Annotated in this window: 6 protein-coding genes; all 6 read right to left on the reverse strand. The window is 36.8% G+C overall.

Annotated elements, in window-relative coordinates; genetic code table 11:
* Positions 1-19: 19 nt before the first annotated feature.
* Positions 20-16,261 carry a T9SS type B sorting domain-containing protein gene (locus tag AC3E9W_RS02205; protein WP_488766600.1) on the reverse strand — a complete coding sequence of 5,414 codons (16,242 nt, stop codon included), beginning with the start codon at positions 16,259-16,261 and terminating at the stop codon, positions 20-22.
* Between the two features lie 116 nt (positions 16,262-16,377).
* The gene (locus AC3E9W_RS02210; RefSeq protein ID WP_488766602.1) at positions 16,378-20,826 is read right to left on the reverse strand and encodes a PorP/SprF family type IX secretion system membrane protein; all 4,449 of its coding nucleotides are present in this window, start codon (positions 20,824-20,826) and stop codon (positions 16,378-16,380) included.
* Position 20,827: 1 nt separating this feature from the next.
* Positions 20,828-22,174, reverse strand: a complete 1,347-nt coding sequence (sprC, locus tag AC3E9W_RS02215) for a gliding motility protein SprC (protein WP_488766604.1) — start codon at positions 22,172-22,174, stop codon at positions 20,828-20,830.
* Positions 22,175-22,263: 89 nt separating this feature from the next.
* Positions 22,264-22,668 carry a hypothetical protein gene (locus tag AC3E9W_RS02220; RefSeq protein WP_488766605.1) on the reverse strand — a complete coding sequence of 135 codons (405 nt, stop codon included), beginning with the start codon at positions 22,666-22,668 and terminating at the stop codon, positions 22,264-22,266.
* 102 nt (positions 22,669-22,770) lie between these two features.
* The gene (locus AC3E9W_RS02225) at positions 22,771-24,060 is read right to left on the reverse strand and encodes a hypothetical protein (protein ID WP_306153957.1); all 1,290 of its coding nucleotides are present in this window, start codon (positions 24,058-24,060) and stop codon (positions 22,771-22,773) included.
* Between the two features lie 191 nt (positions 24,061-24,251).
* Entirely contained in the window at positions 24,252-24,704 is a 453-nt protein-coding gene (locus AC3E9W_RS02230) for a hypothetical protein (protein ID WP_306153959.1), read from the reverse strand.
* Between the last annotated feature and the right edge of the window lie 87 nt (positions 24,705-24,791).

Consider the following 24,791-nt stretch of genomic DNA (forward strand, 5'->3'; position numbering starts at 1 on the left):
CATTGGGGCTATAATTTTGTTATCTGTATAATGTGAAATGTCCAACAAATTCTCTCGGATCTTTCGGATCATTTAGTTTAAGAACGTACCAGTAGTCACCTGTTGGCAATTCACTTCCGTGGTATATACCATCCCATTTTCCACCTACACGGTATTTCGCTACTACTCTACCGTATCTGTCATAAATATCGAACGTTAATTCTTTGTATGCTAATGCTCCACAGTCTGGACCAATTGTAGTGTTTGTAGCACCATTTGGCGTAAAGTAGTTTGGCATACAGAAATCGTAGAATGTACCTTCAACATCAATTGTTGCCTCACAACCATTTTTATCTCTCACGATCACTTTATAAACTCCAGTTTTGTAGATTCTATAGCTATTAGATGATGAGAATGGTTCACCATTGAAGCTGTACTCGTAAGGAGCAACTCCACCAGAAGCTTGAACAACAATTGTATTGATGTCTTTGCTTTGGTTAGTGATATCTATTAAACCAAGTTCTGCAACTGCATTAACAGTAAAGATTGGCGTTGGTACTTCACATCCGTTAGTGTGTCTCGCAACGATGAAGTGATCACCAGCAGGAACATTTGTAAAGATGTTACTTGTCTGGTATACTCCACTATTGTCTAGAGAGTAATCTACATCTGTTGGACTATTAGAATCATCAACTTTTACAATTACCATATTTGCCTGAGCATTGTTCACACAATCGTATGTTACTTCTGCAGTAGGTTTAAGAATTACGGCATTATCCATTCTTACTTCTAACATCGTAATACAGCTTGCATCTTTGATGTACACATTATGGATTCCTCCTTTTAGAGCACTAAAAGTGTGCTGGTTACCAGTAACTGCTACATATACTCCGTTCTCATTATCTAGACTTACAGTATATGGAGGCGTTCCACCAGAAATTTCAATACTGAATTCTCCATCTTTATCACCGTCACAGATTTCCTGAACAATTGGACCAAGAACTTTTCCTCCTAATACATTTGGTTCTTTAATTTCATGCTCTAGAATTGTGAAGCAAGAATTTTCATCTTGTACTAAAATTGTATACTTACCTGGAGCTAAACGATCAAATACTGATTTCTCATCGAATAAACCTAAGTTAGGTGAAATTGCATATTTAATTACGCCTGTACCACCAGATGCAGTAACTGTAATTTTTCCATCATTTGCACCGAAACATGTTGCGTCTGTTGCACTAGAAGTAACTGCAAGTCCTTCTGCTGGTTCATTAATAACTATCGCAGCAGAATCATATTGGCAATCTCCACTGTCAACGCGTACTATATAAGTTCCTTGAGGAAGCAAATCAAAATATCCTTCAGATTGTGCTGGTCTTACAAGAACCCCATTACCATCATATAAAGTATAGATATAATTTGTTAAACCTCCTTTTGCTACAGCATCAATTGCTGCTGTTGAATCTCCTTTACAATAAACAATAGCGTTGCTTAAGTCTAAGTCTAACGTTAGAGGCGTTAGCTCGTCTATTGTAACATTGTTAGAAATAGATGACGTACATCCGTTAGAATCTCTAACAAAATATTGGTGGTCTCCTACACTTACAGGGAACGTTGCTGGCAATGTACCTAATACTGTAGTGAAGTTTTTATCAGCACTATATTCGTATGTTCCTGTTCCTCCAACTGCTGTTAATGTTAAAGTAGCATCTGTTTTACAAGTAATACCTGTTGCTAACTCTAATGTAGGAACAATCTCAGCTGGTTGATCAATTGTAACTTCTACAGTAGTTCCTTCGCAATTAAGCTGGTCTACAATAGTTACTGAGTATCTTCCTGCTCCTAATCCTGTAAAGATTGGAGAATCTTGAGCCGCAGTAGAGATAACTGGAGTAACTGATAACATGTTTAAGATGTAAGCATAGTTACTGCCTTGGCCTCCTGTTACATTAGTAACTGTAATTACTCCATCAGTACCGCCGTAACAAGACAATGTTGTTGCTGTTGCTGTAGCAGTTGCTGTAATTGGCAGCGGATTAGCTAATTCTACTGTAGTTGTTGCCACACATCCTCCAAGATCTTTTACATTTAATGTATAAGTTCCTGCTGGTAAATCTGTAAACTCAAATTTATCAGAGTATGCAGAACTAACTGGTCCAACCAATTCGTATTGGTAAACTCCTGGCCATCCGCCATCAGCAGAGATCGTGATTTTTCCGTCATTACCTGGTGTACAAGAAATTGGAGCATGATTTTCAAATATCTCCAATGCTTTTACTGGCTGCTGTATTGTAAAGTTTGTTTCTACTTCACAGAATGGTGTGCCTCTTAGAACTGCTTTTACATTATAATTTCCAGCTACTAAACCACCTATAGTCACTTTTCCAGTTGCATCACTTCTACCCGTAGATATGTTTCCTAAACCATCAGTCATTGTATAATCAAACTCTCCAGCATCATCTGTTGGCACTGTTAAATTATCAACTAGAACTAAATCTACGCTTCCGTTTGCTGCTCCGTAACATATAACGTTGCTATAGCTTTGTGCAATTAAATCGAATGTATTTGGATCATTAACAAAGTAATCTCTCTTAATTACACATCCAGTTGCTGGGTTTCTTACCGAGATTAGGTAGTGTCCTATTGCTAATCCTGTAAATGAACCATTTGTGTTTGTCTCGTTAAATACTGTTCCGTTTACTCCATCAAGTGTGTACTCTAAAGGTGTAATTGTGCTACCGTCAAATGCTTTTACAGTAACTACTACACTTTCGTTTACAGCACAAGTTATTGGAGTAATCGCTAGATCAATTCTATCCATTGCAACGAATGGTAATACTTCTCTTTCTAGAGATGTTCCCATACATCCTTTATTATCAAATACATTTACAGTATATTTTCCGCCTAGGAAATCTGTTTCTGTATACACATTAGAAGGTCCTTCATAAGCAATATCTACTACACCATTTCTATCTCTAACAAATTGGAAATAGTTGTATGTGCCAGAACCACCTTTAATAGTAGTTTTATCTATTGTAACTGTAGCATAATTAGTCGTATTGTCTGTTGTACAACCATATGGGGTTACCACTGGAGGGTCTACAGTAATAAGATTTGGCTCAGTTACTTTAAATGGCAATGATGTTGTACAGCCTCTTCCAGAAACTACAACTACTGTATAATCTCCTGGTTTAAGATTAGTGAAAGAACCACTGTCTTGTGCTGGTAGATTAACATCTGGTACTGGGCTTCCTTTTGATGTACCCCATAATGAGTACTTGTAAATAGGATCGTCATTTGCTGATCCAGCAGTAATTGAAGCTGTTATAGTTCCATTTGTACTTCCAAAACATGTAACTCCTGTACCTTTTACAGCAAATCCATCAATTGGTGTTGCTGCTTTAATGTCAAATTCTACTCTGTCTTTACATCCTGTTGCAGTATCTAACACTTCAATAAAGTGGGATCCTGAAGAAACTTTTATAAATTTAAACGTCGGTCCTGTTTGTGGGAAACCATTATTATCTAATGTAAATACATAGTTTGCACTAGATGAACCTCCGGTTGCAGTACCATTAATTTCTCCATCATTTTCATCACAGCTAGGTAATATATCAAGACTATAGCTTAATACTAATTCGTCTGAAATAGCTACCTGAGTTGGTGCTGTAACTGGACAACCATTAGCATCTTTTACCGTAATTGTGTAATTACCTGGATTATCAACTACAAATGTTTCGCTATCTTGGAAATCTACACCATTTATACTGTATTTAAATGGAGCAATACCTGTAGCTACTTTTACCGTGAAAGTATACTTACCAGTGATTTCATCTCTACACTGGCTATAAGGATCAATTGTAATACCTCCTGGCAATGGAGCTGTTGAAATATTTTGAACTTTTGTAATTGAACAATTGTTCAAATCTTTAACATAAACATCCCATGCTAAGTCTGTACCATTATTAGTATCTACTTCAAGCTTGTTACTGTCTCCGTATACTGGAGCAGATGTATCTCCTGATTTCAATACTGCATATTTATAACCTGGTGTACCTTCAGTAGCTGTTACCGTAATGATAGCTGTTTTCTTGATACAGTTAATATCTGTAGCAACTGCTGTAAAATCAAGAGGATTAGCTGGCTGATCAATTAAGAAATTAGCCACCTCAGCTGTACAGCCTGATGTGTCATCTGTAACTGTGAAAGTATAAGTTCCTGAACCTAAACCTGAATATGTAACTACATCACCTACCTGAACTGGCACTATTGCTAACGGATTAGGAGATAAGTTATAACTATAAGCTCCTGCTGTTATATAGTTGCTAATTTCGAATGTTATTGCTCCGGTAGTTTCTCCGTTACAGAAAACATCATTTGATGATTGTTCTTTTACACTAATTTCTGAAGCTTTCTCAATTTTGATTGAGCCTGTTGCATAACATTTAGAAGCATCGTCTGTTACTTTAAATTCGTATACGTTACCTGCTACTAGATTAGGGAAAATTCCAGTATTATTAGAAGCTACAAAAGCAGCTGGGCTTGTAATCTCATACGTATATGCTGTTCCTGCTGGTGGGCCTTTTACCTCTGTAACAGTTACCGTTGCGAAACCTCCAGGTGTATTACAGTAAATAGGTGTTGCCTCTAATTTAATTTCAGTTGGAGGGTTGTATGGATCAACATCCACAGTACCAGCAACTCTACATCCATTTTTATCTACTACAACATATCTAATAGTTCTTGCAGTATTAACTGTTATACTATCTTCAGTATCTGAGAATTTCACTCCATTATCAAAACTATAGCTATATGGAGATGTACCAAATGTTGCGTCAAGTCTTACCTGAGCATCAACAATATTGTTTGTTGTACTACATCCAAATGGAGTTACAACTGGAGTTACCACTAATTGAGCTGGCTCAATGATTTCGATATCATGATCTACCACACATTCTTTTGCATCTTTAACATAAACGTGGTAAGTACCTGGTGTTAATCCAATATATTCACTTTGTGAATTATATGCTAATCCATCAAGACTGTATTGGTATGGTTCAACTCCGTCACGAGGAGTAATTGCAAAACTTCCGTTATCTGCTCCAAAACAGCTAATATCAACTTTCTTATATGAAAACTCAGGAGTTGTTTTATCAGAAACAATTACTTCTTTAGAAACTGCCTGACAACCAGCCGCATCTTCTACTCTAAAAGTATAAGTCCCTGCTATGTTTGTCGTAAATGGTACAGATGGAACATCATTAAATGTAACACCGTCTGTAGAGTACTGAATAGTTTTGTATGGTAATGTAATTTCACCTTGAGTCGCCACTAAATCTATAACTGCATCTCCAGCGGTACCTGGTTTACAAGTAATATCATCTACTAAATCAGCCGTTAATAATAATTGTTGGTTTAATGTGTATTCAAATTTGTTTACTGAAGTACAGCCATTACCATCCATAATAGAAAATTCATATTTTCCAGGAGCATACAATGTAAAAGTATCATCATAAGTCCATCCATTTCCTATATTATATCTAGGTACACCTGTTCCAGTTGCTACAGTACCAGAAAGAGTAACTTTTATTGGTCCGCCCGTATAACATACATTGCTAACACTATTAATAACTGGGTCAGCATCTACAGTAATTGGAATATCTATTTCTGCAACACAATTATTTGCATCTTGTACATAAGCTTTCCAAGTTTTTGTTGGATCTAAAACGCTGCTTGCACTAGCAACAAATACTGGTAATGCTCCATCAGCAGCAAATGCATATTTGTATCCTGTACCAATTGTACCACCTTCACCTTTTACGGTAACTATTGCACCAGTTTTACAGTTAGCATGTGTATTGCTCACAATTGAGATACCAACTGGGTTCAATGGTTGGCTAACTTCTGCCTCTGCAAAAGTCGTACAACCAGTTACTGTATCTTCAATATCAATTCTATAAGTTCCTACAGGAAGTCCTGTAACAGTAATTACATCATAACCGGTATAACTAACTTTTGTACCTGTAACTGTTGGAGTTATATTGTACGTATAACCACCTTTAAAGTTAGCCACTGTAAATGCAACCGAACCATTGGCTTGTGCTGGTGTTTCATTACAATCTACATTTTTTATGTTTGCACCAGAAGCCGTAATATTTACTACACGATCAACTGTGTGTTCAGCTTCAAATGAACATCCGTTGTTGTCTGTTACTTTGAATCTATACGTATCTGGATCAAGATCTGTAAAGATTCCTGATGTCTGACCTGTTATATTACCTGTAGCAGATGCCGGAGAAACAATCTCGTAAGTGTAATTTGGATAACCGCCTTGAGCAACAACTGTCACATCTGATTGTGTATTAATACAAGTTACATCTGTTCCTGTAATTGCTAATCCAGTAAGTCCTTGGTAAGGATCTACATTTACTGTTCCGTTAAATACACATAAGTTAGCATCCTGAACAGAATAATTGATTGTCTTAATTCCAGTAAAATTACCATCAACACTTAATGTATTTTTATCATCGTATGTCGTAGCAGTTCCAAATTTATATTTGTATGGTCCTGTACCTGTACCTACTGTAACCGTAACTGTAACAGTTGTTGGACGAGCTGTATTAGTATCTGGCTCACAACTGTAAGCCGCTGCCGAAGCGGTTGCTGTAAGAGCTAAAGGCTGTGTAATTACAATATTATTTTCTTGTAATGTACATGAAGTACCATCTTGTACTGTAACAGTATAAGTTGTTCCTGCTGCTAAACCTGTAAACTCGCTTTCGTCTTGAGGTCCCCAAGTAGTTGTACCATCTGTCAATGTGAACTTGAAAGGTCCAACACCTGAAGTAACATTAACTGTTATAGCACCGTTACCGCTGTTTTCACAAGTTAAGTTTGTTTCAATTGTATCAAATGTAATTGCAGGAATTGACTCTATCTTTAACTCCTCTGTTACAAAACAAGACGGAGTTGCAGGGTTTCCTGTATCTGTCAATCTGAAAATATAATCACCTGCTGCAGTAGCTTCAAAAATATTTCCTGCTAATAGTGTTACTGGCAAATATCCAGCACCATTTAATGAATACTCCAAAACATAAGAAGATCCTTCTCCGCCTGAAGCTATAAGTTCTATCTGAGCATTTGGCGTTGGAGTACAATCTAAACCTTTTTTCTTCTCAACTTTTAGTTTCAATTGAGGGTAAACTACAAAACGTTTTGTGTCTATACAACCGTTACCATCTTTAATTGATATATCATAATTTCCTGCCGCATTGTACTGGAAATCTGGATCTGTTTGCCAACCACTTCCGTTAATACTATATGTTGGTCCATCTGCAATTGATGGATCTGTCGTACCTGTAACCGTTATTGTAAATGCCGTAGAACCGTCATAACAGAATGGTGCAGGTAGATCAACAACAGGATCGTCATCTTTTGTTAAAGTAATGTCATACTCTGCGATACATCCGTAAGCATCTAATGCATAAACCGTATAGTTATCTGCATTTGCATTGAATGTATTTTTAGAGTCCCAACGCACATCTTTTGGATCTGTTGGTGCTGCATCTGTTTGTAATAACAGCATGTATTTAAAATATGCTGGCCCAGTAAGCGGAAGAATTGGAACAAAAGGAGTTCCACCAAGTGCACTAGCCGTAATTATTCCTGATAAATTTTTACAATTTGCATCTTTAGCAACAGAAGCCGTAACTGTCAATAATACAGTCGATTCTTTAATATTGAAATTAGCAGTAGAAACACCACAACCTGCATTTGCTCCAGAAGTCTCAGAAACTAAAATATAATACGTTCCTACTGGCAATGGCACTGTAGATGCTTGATTTACCGTTATTGTACCTCCAGCTGGAATTGACTGATTTCCAGTACTAATTAAATTATTGGTGAAGGCAGTGAATACTTCATACTTAATATTTACAGGAGTAGCATAAGGATTTGTAATCTCAAAACTAACATTTCCGTTATTCGCTCCCTTACATGTAATGTTTTCAGGAGTAAAACTTTCTATTACTAATGTTGATGTACTAGGAATAGGATCTTCCGATGTTTGGAAATAATAACATTCTGTACTTTCATCATAAATAATGAAAGTATATGTTTTACCTGGGGTAAGACCTGTAAATACACCTACTTTACTTCCTGGGAAAGTTTCATCAATCCATCCGTTTGCAAGATTGGTTGCTGCATTAGCTGGATCTAGAGCTGGATCAAGCCATACCTGAGGTGTACCATTATAAATATTAAAATGAAAATCACCACTTCCTGTAAAAGCTCCTAAAATTTTAACTGTCGCACTACCACCATTTGTACAATCTGCCGCTGTAGAAACTTCTATACCTAATTCAGTTACTGGTGCCGCAATTAAAACATCATCTATAATAAAAGGCGCACAACCATTTTTATCTTCAACTCTAATTTGGTATAAACCGAAATCTACGATTTCAAAGCGTGCACTACCCGTTTGATTGTCAAATCTTTTGTAATAATTATTAATACCAGTTACAATATAACTATAATTTGGCGATCCACCAGTTACCTGTTGAATAGTAATACTACCTTGGGTAATTCCTTTACCAGTACATTTAAGCGGTTCAGTAGTATAAACAACCTTAATTGGGTCTGGTTCCGTTATTTGTGCAGATGCAGTAATAGAACAATCGTTATTGTCTGTTAAAGTTACCACATAATAACCTGCTGGCAATCCTGTCGTTTGAGAACCAAAATCGTTAAGTAAATTAGTATGCGCCGCATCATCATATTGTCTTACAATAATTTCAAATGGACCAACTCCTTTAGTATTGTCATAAACTATTGTAAGCGCTCCTGTTGTGCTTCCGTTACATAGAATATTTGTAGGCGTTACAGAAGTGATTACTGGAGTTGTTGGGTTTTTAATAATTACAGCAGCAGGGATAGTTGCAGAACAACCATTTGCATCTGTTACTGTAAACATATAATTTCCTTGTGCCGTAGTTTCAAACACTCCCGCACTAGTAAATGTTCCTGTAGTAAGATTACTTGTATAGGTATATCCAGGGTTTCCTCCACTAGCTGTTAATGTTATTTTAGCCGCTTCGCTACCTGGAGTACAAGTAATATTCTTGTCTATTTTAGCGCTTAACGTTACTTTGTCATATACATGAATTGGAGTAGTTGTAGTTGCAGTACAACCATTTCCGTCTCTAACTGTAATAGTGTAATCTTTAGCAACTGTTACGATAAACGTATTACCTGTTTTGAAATTTGTACCGTCAATGCTATACTCTAAAGTTCCTACACCTGTTCCGTTAGCTGTTATGGTGTAATCTCCATCTCCTAAACATTGTCCAGCAGCCGAAGCAGTAACAGTAGGAGCCGCATCTGTTTTAACATTAACATCTATTTTAAATGTACATCCGTTTGCATCTTTTACCCAAACATCCCAATCTGGGCTTGGAGTTGCCGCAAGATCTGCCACATTACTAGATCTATAGCTTGTTGCAGGATCAACACCATCTTGTACGAATGCATAGGTATAAGTACCTGATCCTCCATCAGGAGTTACCGTAATTTTAGAAGTCGACACTTTACAATTCGCATTTTTCTGATCTATTATAGCAGTCAATTCTTTTGCAGGTTCTGTAATTGTTAAATCAGCCTCATCTGTACATCCAGTTTCTTCGTCAGTAGCAATAATCTTATAATTTCCATCCGCTAAATTAGGTATAGTGATTGTTGACGCGGATACACCTAATGTCTCTACACCATTAACACTGTATTTATAAGTAGTATTAAATTTAGTAACTTCTAATAGAATTACCGCGCTATTATCATCTTTACAATATACTTGTTTAGAGATAGAAGCATTAAGGTCAATTTTTACAGCTGGCTTAACTTCGTAAGTACCTACTGCAAAACATCCGTTATTATCTGTTACTTTAAATTTATATGTTCCTACTGGTAAATCTTTAAATTCTCCAGTCGTTAGACCTGTAGTATTTCCTATGTGAGCAGCAGGCTCAATAATAGCATAAGTAACAGGATCTACACCTGTATTAGTAACTTTTGTAACGGTAACTGTACTTAATAATCTTGTACTAGGCTCACAGAAAATAGGAGTTCCTTTAATTTCAAGAATTTTAGGCGCATTCAATGCTTTTAAAACTCCACTACCAGAAACAGAACATCCGTTTGCATCTGTAACAGTATAAGTATAAGACTGATCTACTCCTGTGTCATTTAAAGTTAATATGTTAGCTCCAAGAGATGAACTTAAACCTCCGCCATTAAAGCTATATTTATATGGTGCAGTTCCACCAGAAGTAACATCTAGTGTAACTGTTCCTTTTACTTTGTCGTTATTTGTATCACAAGAAAATGGTACTTCATCAACTGAAACTATTAATTCATTTGGTGCAGTTAAAGTAATAGATCCGCTGTGTTTACATCCTTTTCCATCAATAACTTCGTATGAATAAGTTCCAGCACCTAAATTTGAGTAATACGTTGTATCAGTAAATCCGCTTCCGTCAAAACTAAATTGATATCCACTTCCTGAACCACCTGTAGCTTGTAATTCTACAGCACCATCAGAATAGCCATCACAAGATGGATTAGCAGAAGATTTTACAGAAACCACAGGATCTGTGATTGTTAAAACTGTAGCGTCTACTATTACATTACATCCGTTAGCGTCTGTAATATCAAACACGTAAATATCAGCATTAGCTTTTGTCACTGGCAGAACTATTGGTCCTGCATTAATTGTATTTACAGATCCAGCTGCTGCTGTTCCTTTTTTGATCGTGTAATTGTATGGTCCTTTACCGCCTTCAATCTCAACAGTAATTTCAGCATCTGGTGTAGTACTACAATCTAGTCCTTTAGTTACACTTGCTAAAGCTTTCAATTCTTTACTTATCTCTACATCTGCAGGAGCAGTAGCTCTACAGCCATTTTTGTCTTCTACAGTTACTGTATATTTACCTGCTGGAACATTAAATGTATTACCTGTTTTAAATGTTGTTCCATCGATACTATATTTTAATGGAGCTAAACCGTTACCCGTAGCAGTAATAGTAAAAATATTACCTGTACCTGTTGGAGTACATTGGCTATCTAAAGAAGCTGTTACTGTAGGCGTTTCTTCGCTTTCAATATCAACCGTAAAACTTCCTTCGCAACCATTAGCATCTTTTACATAAACAGTCCATTTTACATTTGCTCCCAAATTAGTATCAACTGTAAGAACTGCATTTGTACCAAATGCTGTCGGCTTAGGATCTGTGCTTCTAGCTACAGCATATGAATAATTTTTAGTTCCACCAGTAACTGTTACTGTAATATCAGATTTTCCGTTTTTACAAGTAATCTTAGTTGCAGTCGCACTTACATTTAATGCTGCAGCTGGTTGAGATATTGTAACAGAATAAGTAGCTTCACACTTCGTTTTTCTATCTGTTGCTTTAATCGTATAAACTCCTGCTGGTAATGCAGAAGTAACAGTTATGGTTGTTGTTGTTTCTGATACATTATTCGCTTGTTGGATAATAGTACCTAATCCGTTTGTGATTACATAATCATACCCTCTGTCTTTTGCACCATTTACAGTAAATTCAATATTTCCTGTTCCTCCAAAGCAATTGATAGAGGTAACAACAGATCCACCTGCTTTAATGTCTGGAATTCCTTTTACAGTGTATTGTTTATCAAAAGAACAGCCTGTTTTAGTATCAGTAGCTCTGAAAGTGTATTCACCTGGCACTAATCCTTTAAATTCACCATCAGAGTTTTGTGCCGTGTCATATCCGACAGGACCCGAAACAATTTGGTAACGAATAGGTGCTGAAACACCCGCTTTTACCGCAGCGATATTTACATGTCCACCTGCTGGTGTTGTAGAACAATCGTATCCATTATCAGTTATTGTAATGTCTGTGATTCGGTTCAAAGTTGCAATAGTAACTTTAAGCGGTCCGATTTCACAACCATTTTCATCTTTAATATAGGCTGTTACATCTCCAGCAATAGATGTGCTATAAGTGTTTTTGTCTGAATAACTTGTGTTGTTATTAAAACTATATTGATATTTAGGGCCTGTACCATTACTTGCTGTAACCGTAACTACTGCATCTACAGTATTACTGCCATTACATCCTAGCTCAGTTGCCTTAATTTCACCTTTTAATTCGGTTGGCTGTGATAAAGTGAATGTTTTTACATCAGATACACATCCGTTATCATCTCTAACTTGGTAGCTATAGATTACATTAGCACTTAAGCCTGTATATGTTGATTTTGTTTTAAATCCTTCATTATTAAAATTATATTCATAACCGCTTCCCGATCCTAAAGAGCCTGAAAGTACAACAGATCCTGTTGCTGCATCGTAACACTTAGGATTTGTAGGATCAGCTGATGCTACTGGTTTTGTAGGAGCTTTAATTTCTGCTTCTACCGTTGTTTTACAAACAAACTTTTGTGAATCTGAAATTTCAAAAGTGTAAATACCTGGTACCGTTGCTGTAAATGTAAATGTATCAGAAGTTGGGTAATTGAATGTTCCTGTACCAGGACCTGAAACAAGCGTTACACCAAATGGTGATTTACCTCCTTTAATTTCACCTGTAATAACCGCAGAAGCAGTTGCTGGAGGTGTTACACATTTTAAAGTCTGAGTTACAGATGCCTCTACAGTAAGTTCTTCTTCAATTACAATTGCCTCTGTATCATCTGTACAACCATTTCCATCTGTTACCGTGATTACATAAGAACCTGGTATCAAATCTTTAAAAGTGTTAGAGTTTACAGCTGCTGCTCCGTTTAAACTATAGGTAAAAGGAGCCGTACCTCCTTTAATCGTAACAACAATAGTAGCTTTTTTACTATCAGTATAACAAAGATCTGAGCTAGTTGCTAAAACTGCCTCAATTGGATCCGGTGTATTAACAGTGATTGTTACATCAACATTATTTTTACAGCCATTTTTATCATATGCTTTTACTTTGTATGTTCCTTTACCAACATTCGTAAAGTCTGAAGTCATAGCAACATCATCTGTAACTGGCTGTCTTGGTTTTACAATAGCGCCAGTTACTGCATCAATAAGTTCAAACTCGTAAGCTGGTGTACCTCCTTCTGCTTTAGCAGTAATTGTAGCTCCTTCTGTACATGTTGCTTGTTTAGTAATACTTGCTTTTACAGTTAAAATAGCCGGTGCTTTAATATCTTGAGTAAGTGGTACTAAACAACTTCCTGCCTTATCTTCATAACGCACTTGAATTTGATAATTTTTACCTTCCAAGTTTTTAATCGTAACACTTCCTGTAGATGCCGCTGGAACAGGTTTTACTGTTGTCCAGTTTGTACCATCCAAAGAATATTGAAACCCTTTGTTAGGATCAAAATTTACTGCGCTTATAGTAAGTTCTCCATTTTTATCTCCAAAACAAAGTACATCTTTTACACCTGTTACAGATGCAGTGAAAACTTTTGATGGATCAATGTTGATATCAAAATCCTGAACAGTACCACACGCTCTTGGTATCTGACGAACCCAGATATCATCCATAACCAAGTCATTTCCTCCGTATTCAATACTTCCTGAACGAATCTTGAATGTTAGTTTTGTGTTATTACCAGGATTTAATGCTAGTGATTTTAGCAACCACTTGTTTCTTTCTGAACCATTTTTATCTTCGGCAATTTTACCAATTCTATCTGTAGCAACAACATTACCAGCCTCATCTACTAATTCGAAGATAAGACTTGGTGAATCTCCATCTTTACCTAGTTTAAGCAAGTTACCAACATACAAGTCAATTAAAACGGGCTGATCAGGAATTACATCAACAATTGGCTTACTATATAAAACTCCATAGTCTCCCGCTGCCTTACCAATATTAATCAATAAATATCTTCCTTCTGCATCTGGTGTAGCATTACCAGCTGTTGTATGGTCTTTAAAGTGATACCATGCTCCGTTTCCTGTAAAAGTACCATTTCTGTAATCATCACTTCTCCAAAAGAAATTCGTAACAGAATATTGGTTATCCTCAACCGAACGGGTCGGCGTTCCATTTAGAGAACAAGTATAAGGAGCATCTTCTCTTTGGTCGTTAAAACAATATGTACCCGCAATACCTGGTGTAGTAGTAGTTCCTCCACTACCAAAATTTTCAACCAATAAGTTACTATAAGTTGTTACACTTGTTACAGTGTATTCTACCGTAATAGTATGAAGACCTTGAGGAACATTTAAAAATACATTTGATGGAGTATTTGGATTAAGGAAACCATCAATATAATATTTATAACTGTATTTTGCATCTGGCACGCCACCATTTACTTGAACCGTACTGGTAGCCGAACCATCACAATTGAATACAGGGTCTAAAATTTTTATAGTTGGCGGTGCTGGCTTTGGATCTAAATAAATACCTGTCATATCGAATTTACATCCTGCCGCATCCATCACACTAAATGTATATGGTCCTCCTGGATTAATATACATTTCGTTTGAATCCTGCCAAGGAGATCCCATAAAACTATATTTATAAGGATTTGCACCAGGGAATGGAATACCTCCTTGCGGGTTAACAATACGAGCAAGACCTTTCAATTCTTCACCTGCAGGACCACAACCCGACAAAGCAGCGATACCTGCAGAAGCCGTTAATGGGTTTGCTGCTCCAACTGTAATCATTACAGGTGCATCAACGCAATAAGAGCCCCTGTTTCCAGTAATTCCATTTTTTCTATATCGTACTACTACATAATAAATTCCAGATGGTAGATTAGTAAATGTATTTGAAGTTACAAAACTATTACTAGCACCATTTTTAATACTATATTCTATATCTGTAAACCCCTTTGCATCTACTATATTTACCGTAATGCTTCCTTTTTTTCCTGTACAATTTCCATCTTCCTTTTGAACCATGTAAGAAGGTTTTTCAACAGCCCCAATGGTAATTGTTTTATCTGCTGTACAGCCATTACCATCTTCCACACGTACTACATAAGTTCCTGATTGGGCTACAGTAATCTCACCATCAACATTTGCAACATTTACAAATCCAGCGTTATTAATGTTAACAGAATAACGGTATGGTGTTTTTCCTCCACTTGCCGAACCCGTAATGATTCCTGTTTCACAAGGGCTTAAATTTCTTGTTCTACTTGATGTATTCGTTAAGGTACTTGGACTTGCTACTATAATAAGATCTCTTTTGGTATCTTTCATACAAGCTGGCGCACCAACAATAGTCGTTTCTAACGTATATGTACCAGATGCTAAACCATCAAAAATCTTATTAGGTACAGTTGAAGCAGGAGTTTCAATGTTAGTAGGACCAGTAAGTTTGTATATGTATTGCAAATTGACATCTGTATTAGATACTCTAATACTTCCTAATCCTCCACTACACTTAGGCGAATTTATTTGAGTTGAAACTGAAAAATCTTTTGGCTCAATTACAATATTTGGAACTTTAAAATCACAAGAACCTGATACTCCTTTTAATCGGATAAATACGTTATAACTTCCAGCTGTAGTAACGGTAAAAATGTTACTCTCCTGCCATGTTGATGGTGGAGAGGTATTGGTAGTTAATCCATACTCGTAACCGCTACCAAAACCATTAACTGTAATTTTTCCATCAATTCTACAATTAGTACCATATCTGATGATGTCGTTTTTAGCAATAGCACCTGGATCAAGCGTGTTTTGGTACACATTAAAATAAAATGTATAGGGTACACCTGCATTGTCTACTATTCGAACTCTAAATTGTCCTGCTTGGTTTGCTATATAGTCAACTGTAGTTCCAACAGATGTCCAGCATGACGCTGCTGCCGTTTCATTAGCACAATTGGTATTTAAAACGTTTAAACAAGAACCTCCTGCATTAAATTTTTCCCAAACAATTGATTGCGGATTTATTAATCCTGTTTCAATTTTTCTGGTTTCGTTGCTTCCGCAAAGAAATAATTTTGGGAGCTCTTTACCATCATTTGGACAGATGGAAACTGTTCCCAAATAAGGAGATTGAGCATACTTAATTGCTGGATTGACCATTGCAAAAACAGGTTTCCCTGGTTCACTAACAGAATTGGTCTCAAGACCAAATTGACCGTTAAACTGATTATTTGCTTTTAAGAATAAGTTCTCATTCGAGCTTGAATTAAGCTTTGAATTAAACGCAACCCAATTTTGCGAGTAGGAGGCAAAATTGAATAGCAGAGCTAAAACAAAAATCAGCGTTCTTAAAGTAGTAGGTTTTTTCATAATCATTTTTTGTTACTTCTGTTTATCCTCTAAGGGGCATTAGTTGATAAAAATTTGTTTTTGATAACATTTATTTCAATGTCTCTCTTAGCTTTTAAGAGAGACGACTGTTTTTACTAATTCTCCACTTTTACAATGGCCATTCTTCCGTTGTATGGTTTATTTCCTTTAGCTTCTAAAGCTTTTGTTGCCTCTTGTAAACCATCAAACTTCTCGTAATAGATGTAATATTTACTTGTTGTCACATTGTAAAAGAAATTGATGTCTGAGCGTCCCGCAGCAACTGCTTTTGTAAGGAACTCATCGCGTTTCTCTACGCTGTTATGAACTGCAACAATTAAATAATAGCCGCTATCAGAGTTTTTAATATTCTTAATAATCTGCATATTCGACTGCTCTTCACCAAAATCAAAATCACTTGATGTTAATGGTGTGCTGCTCAATTTTGTCGTCTCTTTTATTCGTTTAAGAGCGGCAACGTCCTGCGCATATCTTCCTTCATCATTCTCATAAGCGGCACGTTTAATTCTACGTTTACGCTCGATTTCAGTCTCTGTTTTAATACGCTCTAAATCGGCAATTAAAGCAGCGCCTTCTGCTTGCATTTTTAACTGAGCTGCTTTCAATTCGTTTATCTTTTCAAGATAAGCTTTATTCAAAGGATCATCTTTAGGGAACTTTTTACTCCTTTCGTTATAAAGATTAGTCAATTTTGCAATCTCATTTTTCATGCTATTATTGGCATCCGCAATCTGAACTTTCAATGATTCAATCAGACTGTTTTCTGCCGCTACACTCTTAAATGGTTTTGGCTCTTTATAAATACCTTTTTCACTTAAATCATTCTCCTCTTTTAAATCATTCAAGTCTTTTTGCTTGTTCGCAACAGTTGCTTTAAACTGATCTAATAAATCATTCTGTAGTTTACGTGTGCTTTCAACAGACTGAGTCAAGTTTTCAATCGCTTTTCCTGTATCATCTTGCGCTTTTGCCGCTAGAGCTGCTGCTTCAGCATCTGCCTTAGCTTTTTCTGCTGCTAATCTTGCTTGGCGCTCTTCCTCTTCTTTTAATCTTCTAGTCTCTTCTTCAGCTTTTAATTTCTCCGTAGCTTCTGCATCTGCTTTCGCTTTAGCATCTGCTAAAAGTTTAGCTTGAAGGGCAACCATATCTGCTTTGGCTTTTGCATCTGCTGCAAGTTTTGCTTCAAGCGCTTCAGCATCGGCTTTAGCTTTTGCATCGGCCGCTAATTTTGCCTGACGAGCTTCTTCATCCAATCTCGCTTTTTCGTCAGCCGCTTGTTTTGCTTTTAATGCCTCTGCGTCTGCTTTTGCTTTGGCATCTGCCGCTAATTTAGCTTGGCGGGCTTCTTCTTCCACTCTAGCCTTTTCTTCAGCAGCCTGCTTCGCTTGTAATGCTTCTGCATCGGCTTTTGCTTTAGCTTCCGCTGCTAATCTTGCTTTTTCTGCTTCCGCATCGGCTTTCGCTTTTGCATCTGCTGCTAATTTCGCTTGACGAGCATCTTCCTCTTCTTGTAATTTTTTAGCTTCTGCTTCTGCCTTCGCTTTGGCTGTTGCTTCTGCATCCGCTTTTACTTTTGCATCAGCTAGTAATTTTGCTTGTAAAGCTTCCATATCTGCTTTTGCTTTAGCATCTGCCGCAAGTTTCGCTTGAAGTGCCTCTGCGTCCGCTTTTGCTTTAGCATCAGCTGCCAATTTCGCTTGACGAGCTTCTTCTTCTACTCTAGCTTTTTCTTCAGCAGCCTGTTTCGCTTGTAAGGCTTCTGCATCTGCTTTGGCTTTAGCATCTGCCGCAAGTTTCGCTTGAAGTGCTTCAGCGTCGGCTTTTGCTTTAGCATCTGCTGCTAATTTCGCTTGGCGAGCTTCTTCTTCAACTCTTGCTTTTTCTTCAGCAGCCTGTTTTGCTTGTAAAGCTTCTGCATCGGCTTTGGCTTTTGCTTCAGCTGCTAATCTTGCTGTTTCTGCTTCTGCATCTGCTTTGGCTTTCGCATCTGCTGCCAATTTCGCTTGACGAGCATCCTCTGCTTCTTGTAATTTTTTAGCTTCTGCTTCTGCTTTCGCTTTTGCCGTAGCTTCAGCATCTGCTTTCACTCTTGCATCAGCAATTAGTTTAGCCTGTAATGCTTCCATATCTGCTTTGGCTTTGGCTTCAGCAGCTAATCTTGCTGTTTCTGCTTCTGCATCTGCCTTCGCTTTTGCTTCTGCTGCTAATCTTATTTTCTCTGCTTCAGCATCAGCTTTTGCTTTTGCATCGGCTTCTAGTTTTGCTTTAGCTGCAGCTTCTGCGTCGGCTTTCGCTTTAGCATCTGCTACCAATTTAGCTTGAAGTGCTTCCGCATCTGCTTTGGCTTTTGCTTCAGCTGCTAATTGTGCCTGACGTGCTTCTTCTGCTTGTCTTATTTTTAATGCTTCTGCATCTGCTTTGGCTTTGGCTTCTGCAGCGATAAGCGCTTGCCTTGCTTCTTCATCTGCTTTTGCTTTAGCTTCTGCCGCTGCTTTTTCTTTAAGTGCTGCTTCTTCTGCTGCTTTTGCTTTTAAGTCTGCAGCCACTTTTGCTTTGTTAGCCGCATCTATAGAAGCTTTTGTTTTCGCTTCTGCGGCTGCTTTTGCTTTTGCTTCTGCAGCTAATCTTGCCTGCAATGCATCTGAATCAGCTTTTGCTTTAGCATCTGCTGCTAATATGGACTGCATATCTGCAGCTTCAGCTTTTGCTTTTGCATCTGCTTTGCGTTTTGCTTCTGCTGCATCTGCTTTTGCTTTATTGTCAGCAATTAATTTTAATCTTGCTGCCTCTGCATCTGCTTTTGCTTTTTCTGCAGCCGCCAATCTAGCTTGTCTTGCTGCTTCCGCATCGGCTTTTACTTTTTCTGCTGCCGCTAATCTAGCTTTTGCTGCAGCTTCAGCGTCTGCCTTAGCTTTGTCAGCTGCTAATTGTGCAGCCGTTTTCTGTGGAGCCGGAGCTGGAGCTGCTGGTTTATTTGCCGCTTCTGCTTTTGCTTTAGCCGCTGCTTCTGCATCCGCTTTTGCTTTTGCATCCGCAGCTAGTTTCAATTTCATTGCTTCCGCATCGGCTTTTGCCTTATCGGCTGCCAATTGCGCTTGTGTTTTCTGCGGAGCTGGAGTAGCCGCTGTTTTGTTTGCTGCTGCTTGTGCTCTCGCCGCCGCCGCTGCATCTACTCTAGCTTTATTGTCAGCCGCTAATTTTATTCTGCGCTCTTCTGCATCTGCTCTTGCTTTGTCAGCTGCCAATTGCGCTTGTGTTTTTTGTGTCGCTGCAACAGCTCTGTTTGCTGTTGCTGTTTGTGCTCTCGCAGCCGCTGCGGCATCTGCTTTTGCTTTTGCATCCGCAGCTAATCTTATCTTAACAGCTTCAGCATCTGCTTTAGCTTTATTATCTGCTTCTAATTTTGCTTTGGCTGCAGCCTCAGCGTCAGCTCTAACTTTTTCTGCCGCTGCCAATCTAGCTTGTTTCGCTTCCGCGTCGGCTTTTGCTTTTGCTTCTGCAGCTAACCTATTCTTTTCAGTAATTTCAGTTCTGTTAACTTGAGTTGCTTGCGATTTTGGCTTAGCAGGTACTGGTTTTGGTTTTGACGGATCAATTAAAGATCCTTCCTCATCATCTCCGTAATAGTAATTTCTATTTTTGAATTTATAGGCAATAGCAAATTCGTGAGAACCGCCCAAATTAGAGAAATTGCCCATTCCTCTTTCGTAATTGTATTCAATAGCAATACTTGGAGAAATATTAACTCCAAGTCCTGCAGAAACACCATATAATGTGTTATAACCTGCTTGCGCCCAAACTCCTTGCTGAAGTGCAAGCATTCCAAGACCCGAAATAACGGTTTTATCTTTTTTAATTTCTGTTCTAACAATTCCAGAAAATTTACTTCTGTCAAAAAAGCCATAACTGTCAATGTATCCTGTGTACATTGCATGCAGTTGAATCGCTCTTTCTGGATCTTCTTTTACCATTCCTGACCCTAAATTATAAAGTACTAGATTGTTAATAGACAATCCGAAATCTAAGAAAGCAGTTCCATAATTAATACCAGGATTAATTGTGAGAAGCGTGCTTTTTGGAAAATCTCCATTCAAAATAGTGGTATCATCCGATATAATTTTTCCAGTGTTTATACCACTTTGATAAAAGCCTGCATTTAAACCAAATGTCAAATTACTGTCTTCTTCAAGAACAATATTGTGAGCAAAATTGGCTACTCCACCAAAAACGGTCATTAAACCATAATTCTGTTGAAACAAACTAACTGCAAAAGCTTCGTTTTCTCTAAAACGTCCAGAATAACCAAAAACATAGGTATTAGGAGCATTTTCAAACTGTGTCCATTGTCTTTTGTTATAAAAACTGATATATGGATTTGATTCACGAACAAAACTAAATGTCGGGTTAATTAAATATCTATTGAATTTCAAAGAATTTCTTATGGGTAACGAAAACGAAACAACTCCATCCTCAGAAGCTTCTTGAGAATAGAGTACATTAGATAAACCGTAAAATAACGTGATGAATAGTAAAAGTTTCTTCATATTATTTAATCACGGTTATTGATCCTTTTTTTTCACCTGCATCGCCTTGAATAACATAGTAATAAACTGGATTTACATTCTTAAAATCTATATTGTTTTGAGGCCAATCGCCTTGGTAATTCACCACGTCCAAAACCATATCTCCGTTTGAACTAATGATCATTACTTTTGTATTTGCATTCTTATATTCATCTGGAATATTCCAATATGGATTCATCCCGCTTAATTTAATAATGTTCGGAATAACACTCGATGGACCAGATTCTCCGTTTATTCTAAATGAAAATTCTCTGGTAGCAATACATCCAGATGCTTGAGAAACTTTTGCTTTATAATTACCTTTTACAGCTACTACATAAGAGTTTGAAGTTTCGTTAGGAATTAAGTTGTCATTCAAATACCACTCATAAGTAGGATCTACAGCATCTGTTGTTATGCTAACCGTTACAGTTTCTCCTTCACTTAATTTGTATCCGTCCTCAGCATCTATACTTGCATTGAAACCATTGCTTTGAAGATTAATGCTTCCTATAGCGGTACATCCTCCAAAATCGACTTCTACAGAATAAACTCCTGATTCATTCGTTGAATAGGTTCTATTAGTAGCGCCATTGATATTATTACCGTCTTTTTTCCATTGATACTTGTTTCCTGATGTTGCAGTTAAAACAGTTCCTGTACCGCTTGCACAAAATGGATTTCCTAGACTAGAAGTAATAGTAACAGCAGATCCTGAAGATGTAGTTGCAACACTCACATGATTTGAACTAAAATTGACATCTGTACAAGAGCCATAGTCAATAACCACATAATAATCTCCAACTGCATTTACTGTTAACGTTTTACCGCTTTGTCCCGCAATAGCTACGTTATCTTTATACCACGTATATTTAAGGTTTGGATAATTTACAGGAGACGAAGTTGGTACAGCTGGCGTTGCATTGTCTATTGAAAGCGTTAAGCTTCCTCCAGCACAAATGGTTGCATTTGTATCCTTATTATTAATAGAAAATGTAGCTTCATAATCTTTAAAATAAGCTGGAAAAGAAGTGTTGCCTAGAGAATTTCTAAATCTTGGACTATTTGTAGAGGTAGAACTTTTAACTCTTAAGCCGTATGTTTCAGAACCAACTAAAGTTGTCGGCACAGCAAACTTTATAGTTTTTTGCGTAGCAGAAACATCTATTGTTTGTAATAATGTTGTAGCAATCGGATTGTTTGAACTATCTAAAAGTTCAACGGCAAATGTTGTTCCCTCAGGAAAATTAACATAACTAAAAGTTGCATAGAATTCATTGAACGAATTCCCAGCACAAAGCTTTTCTAGTCCATCTAATTGTAGAGGCACTATAGTTTGAGCATAGGAATTCGATCTAGCAAACAGTAGTATGCTAAAGAATATTAAAACTTTAAAAAAAGATAAAGTAATTTTTTGAATCATATAGTGCGTGTTCTTGCTAGATCTATACGCTCAAAAAACAGAATATCTATAAATGTTTCTGAGAAATCATACTTGTAGTTTTCAATTACTTCTTTTGCAATAATTGAAGTTGCAGCAAATGATGAATTCTCTTCGCAATTATTAGATACAGTATTTGACTCAGCCGCTATAGTAAGGCCATCCTTGGGGGTGGACATCCCTACTATAGACTGATTTAAATTACTTGTTTTGCTGTTTTCAATAACAGCAATATTGTTGTTTTGGTTATTGCAAGCCGTTAAACCACACTCAGAAACAGCAGCCTTAGTAGGATTTTCTGCTGTATTCTGTGCATATAGAGTTAACGATATAGGCGAAACCAAAAATATTATATATAAAAAATATTTTTTCGTAGATACCATTATGTCTTGATCTTTATTTGGGCCCGTAAGACGATACATAAATTGTGTCTGGGGACTTAATTAATAAAATTTACGCGAGGGAAATAAAAATCGAAACTATGTCTATTTGCCGCTAGAAGCTGTGATTTTTCCTAATTGTAATCTGAAATCAGGTTTCTTAGGATTGAAGATGTCAATGAATGTTTCTTTGTTATCACTTTGAGAGTAAACATTAAAGAAAACACTGTTTCCATACCAGCTTTCTAAATCTTCATTGTTAGAATTGTACTCTGTAAAGATGTTTCCATTACATAGGTTAAAGTACATTTCTTCAAATTTGATTTTTTTAAGGTTGGCATCATTGATCTCAGTTTTGCTGTCCAATAAAACTGCAGGGTTAAATCCAGAGATTACACTTCTTTTCATTTCAAGAGAAGCGCCTTCTGCAACATATACAGCTTCTTTTACTAAACCTGCTTGAATATCAGCTTTAATATTTTCACTGTCGTTAACCATAGTAATATTGCTAGCAACAACTAGCGTTTGTTTTTTAGTAAAGTCTGTTTCACTTTTCTTCTCAAAAGATCTTACCTCCATACAACGAGATCCATCTTTAGTACTTGAGAAGTAAGAAGATCTAACTGCTAGAGAGTTGAAGAAACGGCATTGCGCGCCTTGAGAAAATTTAAAGTCATCGTTAACTGATTTATAAGAAACGAATTTTGTAGCATTTAAGTCACCACCCAAGATTCCGAAAGAATCTCCTCCTGCGTAGCTCACCATAACGTTTTCAAGTACAGTTTTGTTTCCAACTGCAGCAAGAGTCAAAGCATTGAAAGTATCTAAACCTTTTACTTTTTTTCCAGCAAACTCAATTCTTACGAATCTTAAAATTCCAGAGTTTGAAGCTACGTTGTCTCCACCGTAAGTAGTCATTGTTGGATCAAGATCTAGGTTATAAGAACCTACATTTCCAAATTTATTAATAGGTGCATCACCAAGGATTACGATTCCACCCCAATCTCCAGCTTTTTTCATGCTGCGGTTTGAAGTAAATACAATTGGATCTGTTTCTAAACCGTCAGCCACTAATTGTGCTCCTTTAGTAATTACTAATGTTCCTTTAGTTTCGAAATCACCAATAATTACAGTTCCTGGCTCAATAGTTAAAACTGCATTGTTTGTAACATATACGTTTCCTTGCAAAACGTAAATATTTCTTTTAAGCAATTTAGTATTAACAGAAATATTTCCTGCCAAAATTTGGTTTGCTTCTCCATAGTCAACTTTATTAGGCTTAAACTCGGTCCAGTTGTTTAACCAATTGGTGTAGCCCATAATTCCTTTCTCTTGTTGAGCATTCATACTCGCCACTGTCAAAAGAACGCAGATTAATTGAGTAATTTTTTTCATGATAAGGGGGTATTACGGTTAATAATAAATTTGGGTATGCGTAAATGAAAAAACTCCTCTCGAGTTTTCCGAAATTTCTCAGAATACTCGAGAATGAGTTCTTTTTTTATTATGTTTCTCAAAAGTGTCCGAATAAATTTTATCCATTTACGTAAACACTTTCAAAAAGGTTTTAAAAAGATAAAACTTTATTACATTTCGTTCAAGTCGTTGAACTCGTGTAATGATTTCAATGTACTTTCGTAGAACAAAATTGCAGCGATTAGATTTCCTTTATCAGAGTAAGGCATCATTTTTCTTTGGAATTCTACAGTTGTATCCAAGAATGTTGATGTACCTACTGCCTGAGCATCTAATATTTTTTTGTGATCACTATCGTCTGGAATACCAAGGTCAGCCATAGTAACCCCAGGTTTTGTAACCAAAGCAATGTAAGGGAGAGTTTTAACTAATACTTTAATACGCTCGATGTATAATTCCAAAAGTTCTCCCTTTTGCATACCACTCAATTCTTTTTGATCATGGTATTTACGGATAAGAGCAGTTGTACTGATAATACTTCTCGGTGCGTTTTTAGCTTGTGCCGAAACAGCCGCAGTAGTTAAGATAAAAAAAGCACTAAATAGAATAATTTTCCCTTTCATAGATTCTTATTTTATAATTGGTTGTTGATAAAAACAAAAATATATAAATTAACTTAATTAACAACTCGAATGGATTTTTTTTTCAAA

The sequence above is a fragment of the Flavobacterium sp. 38 genome (assembly GCF_057799715.1).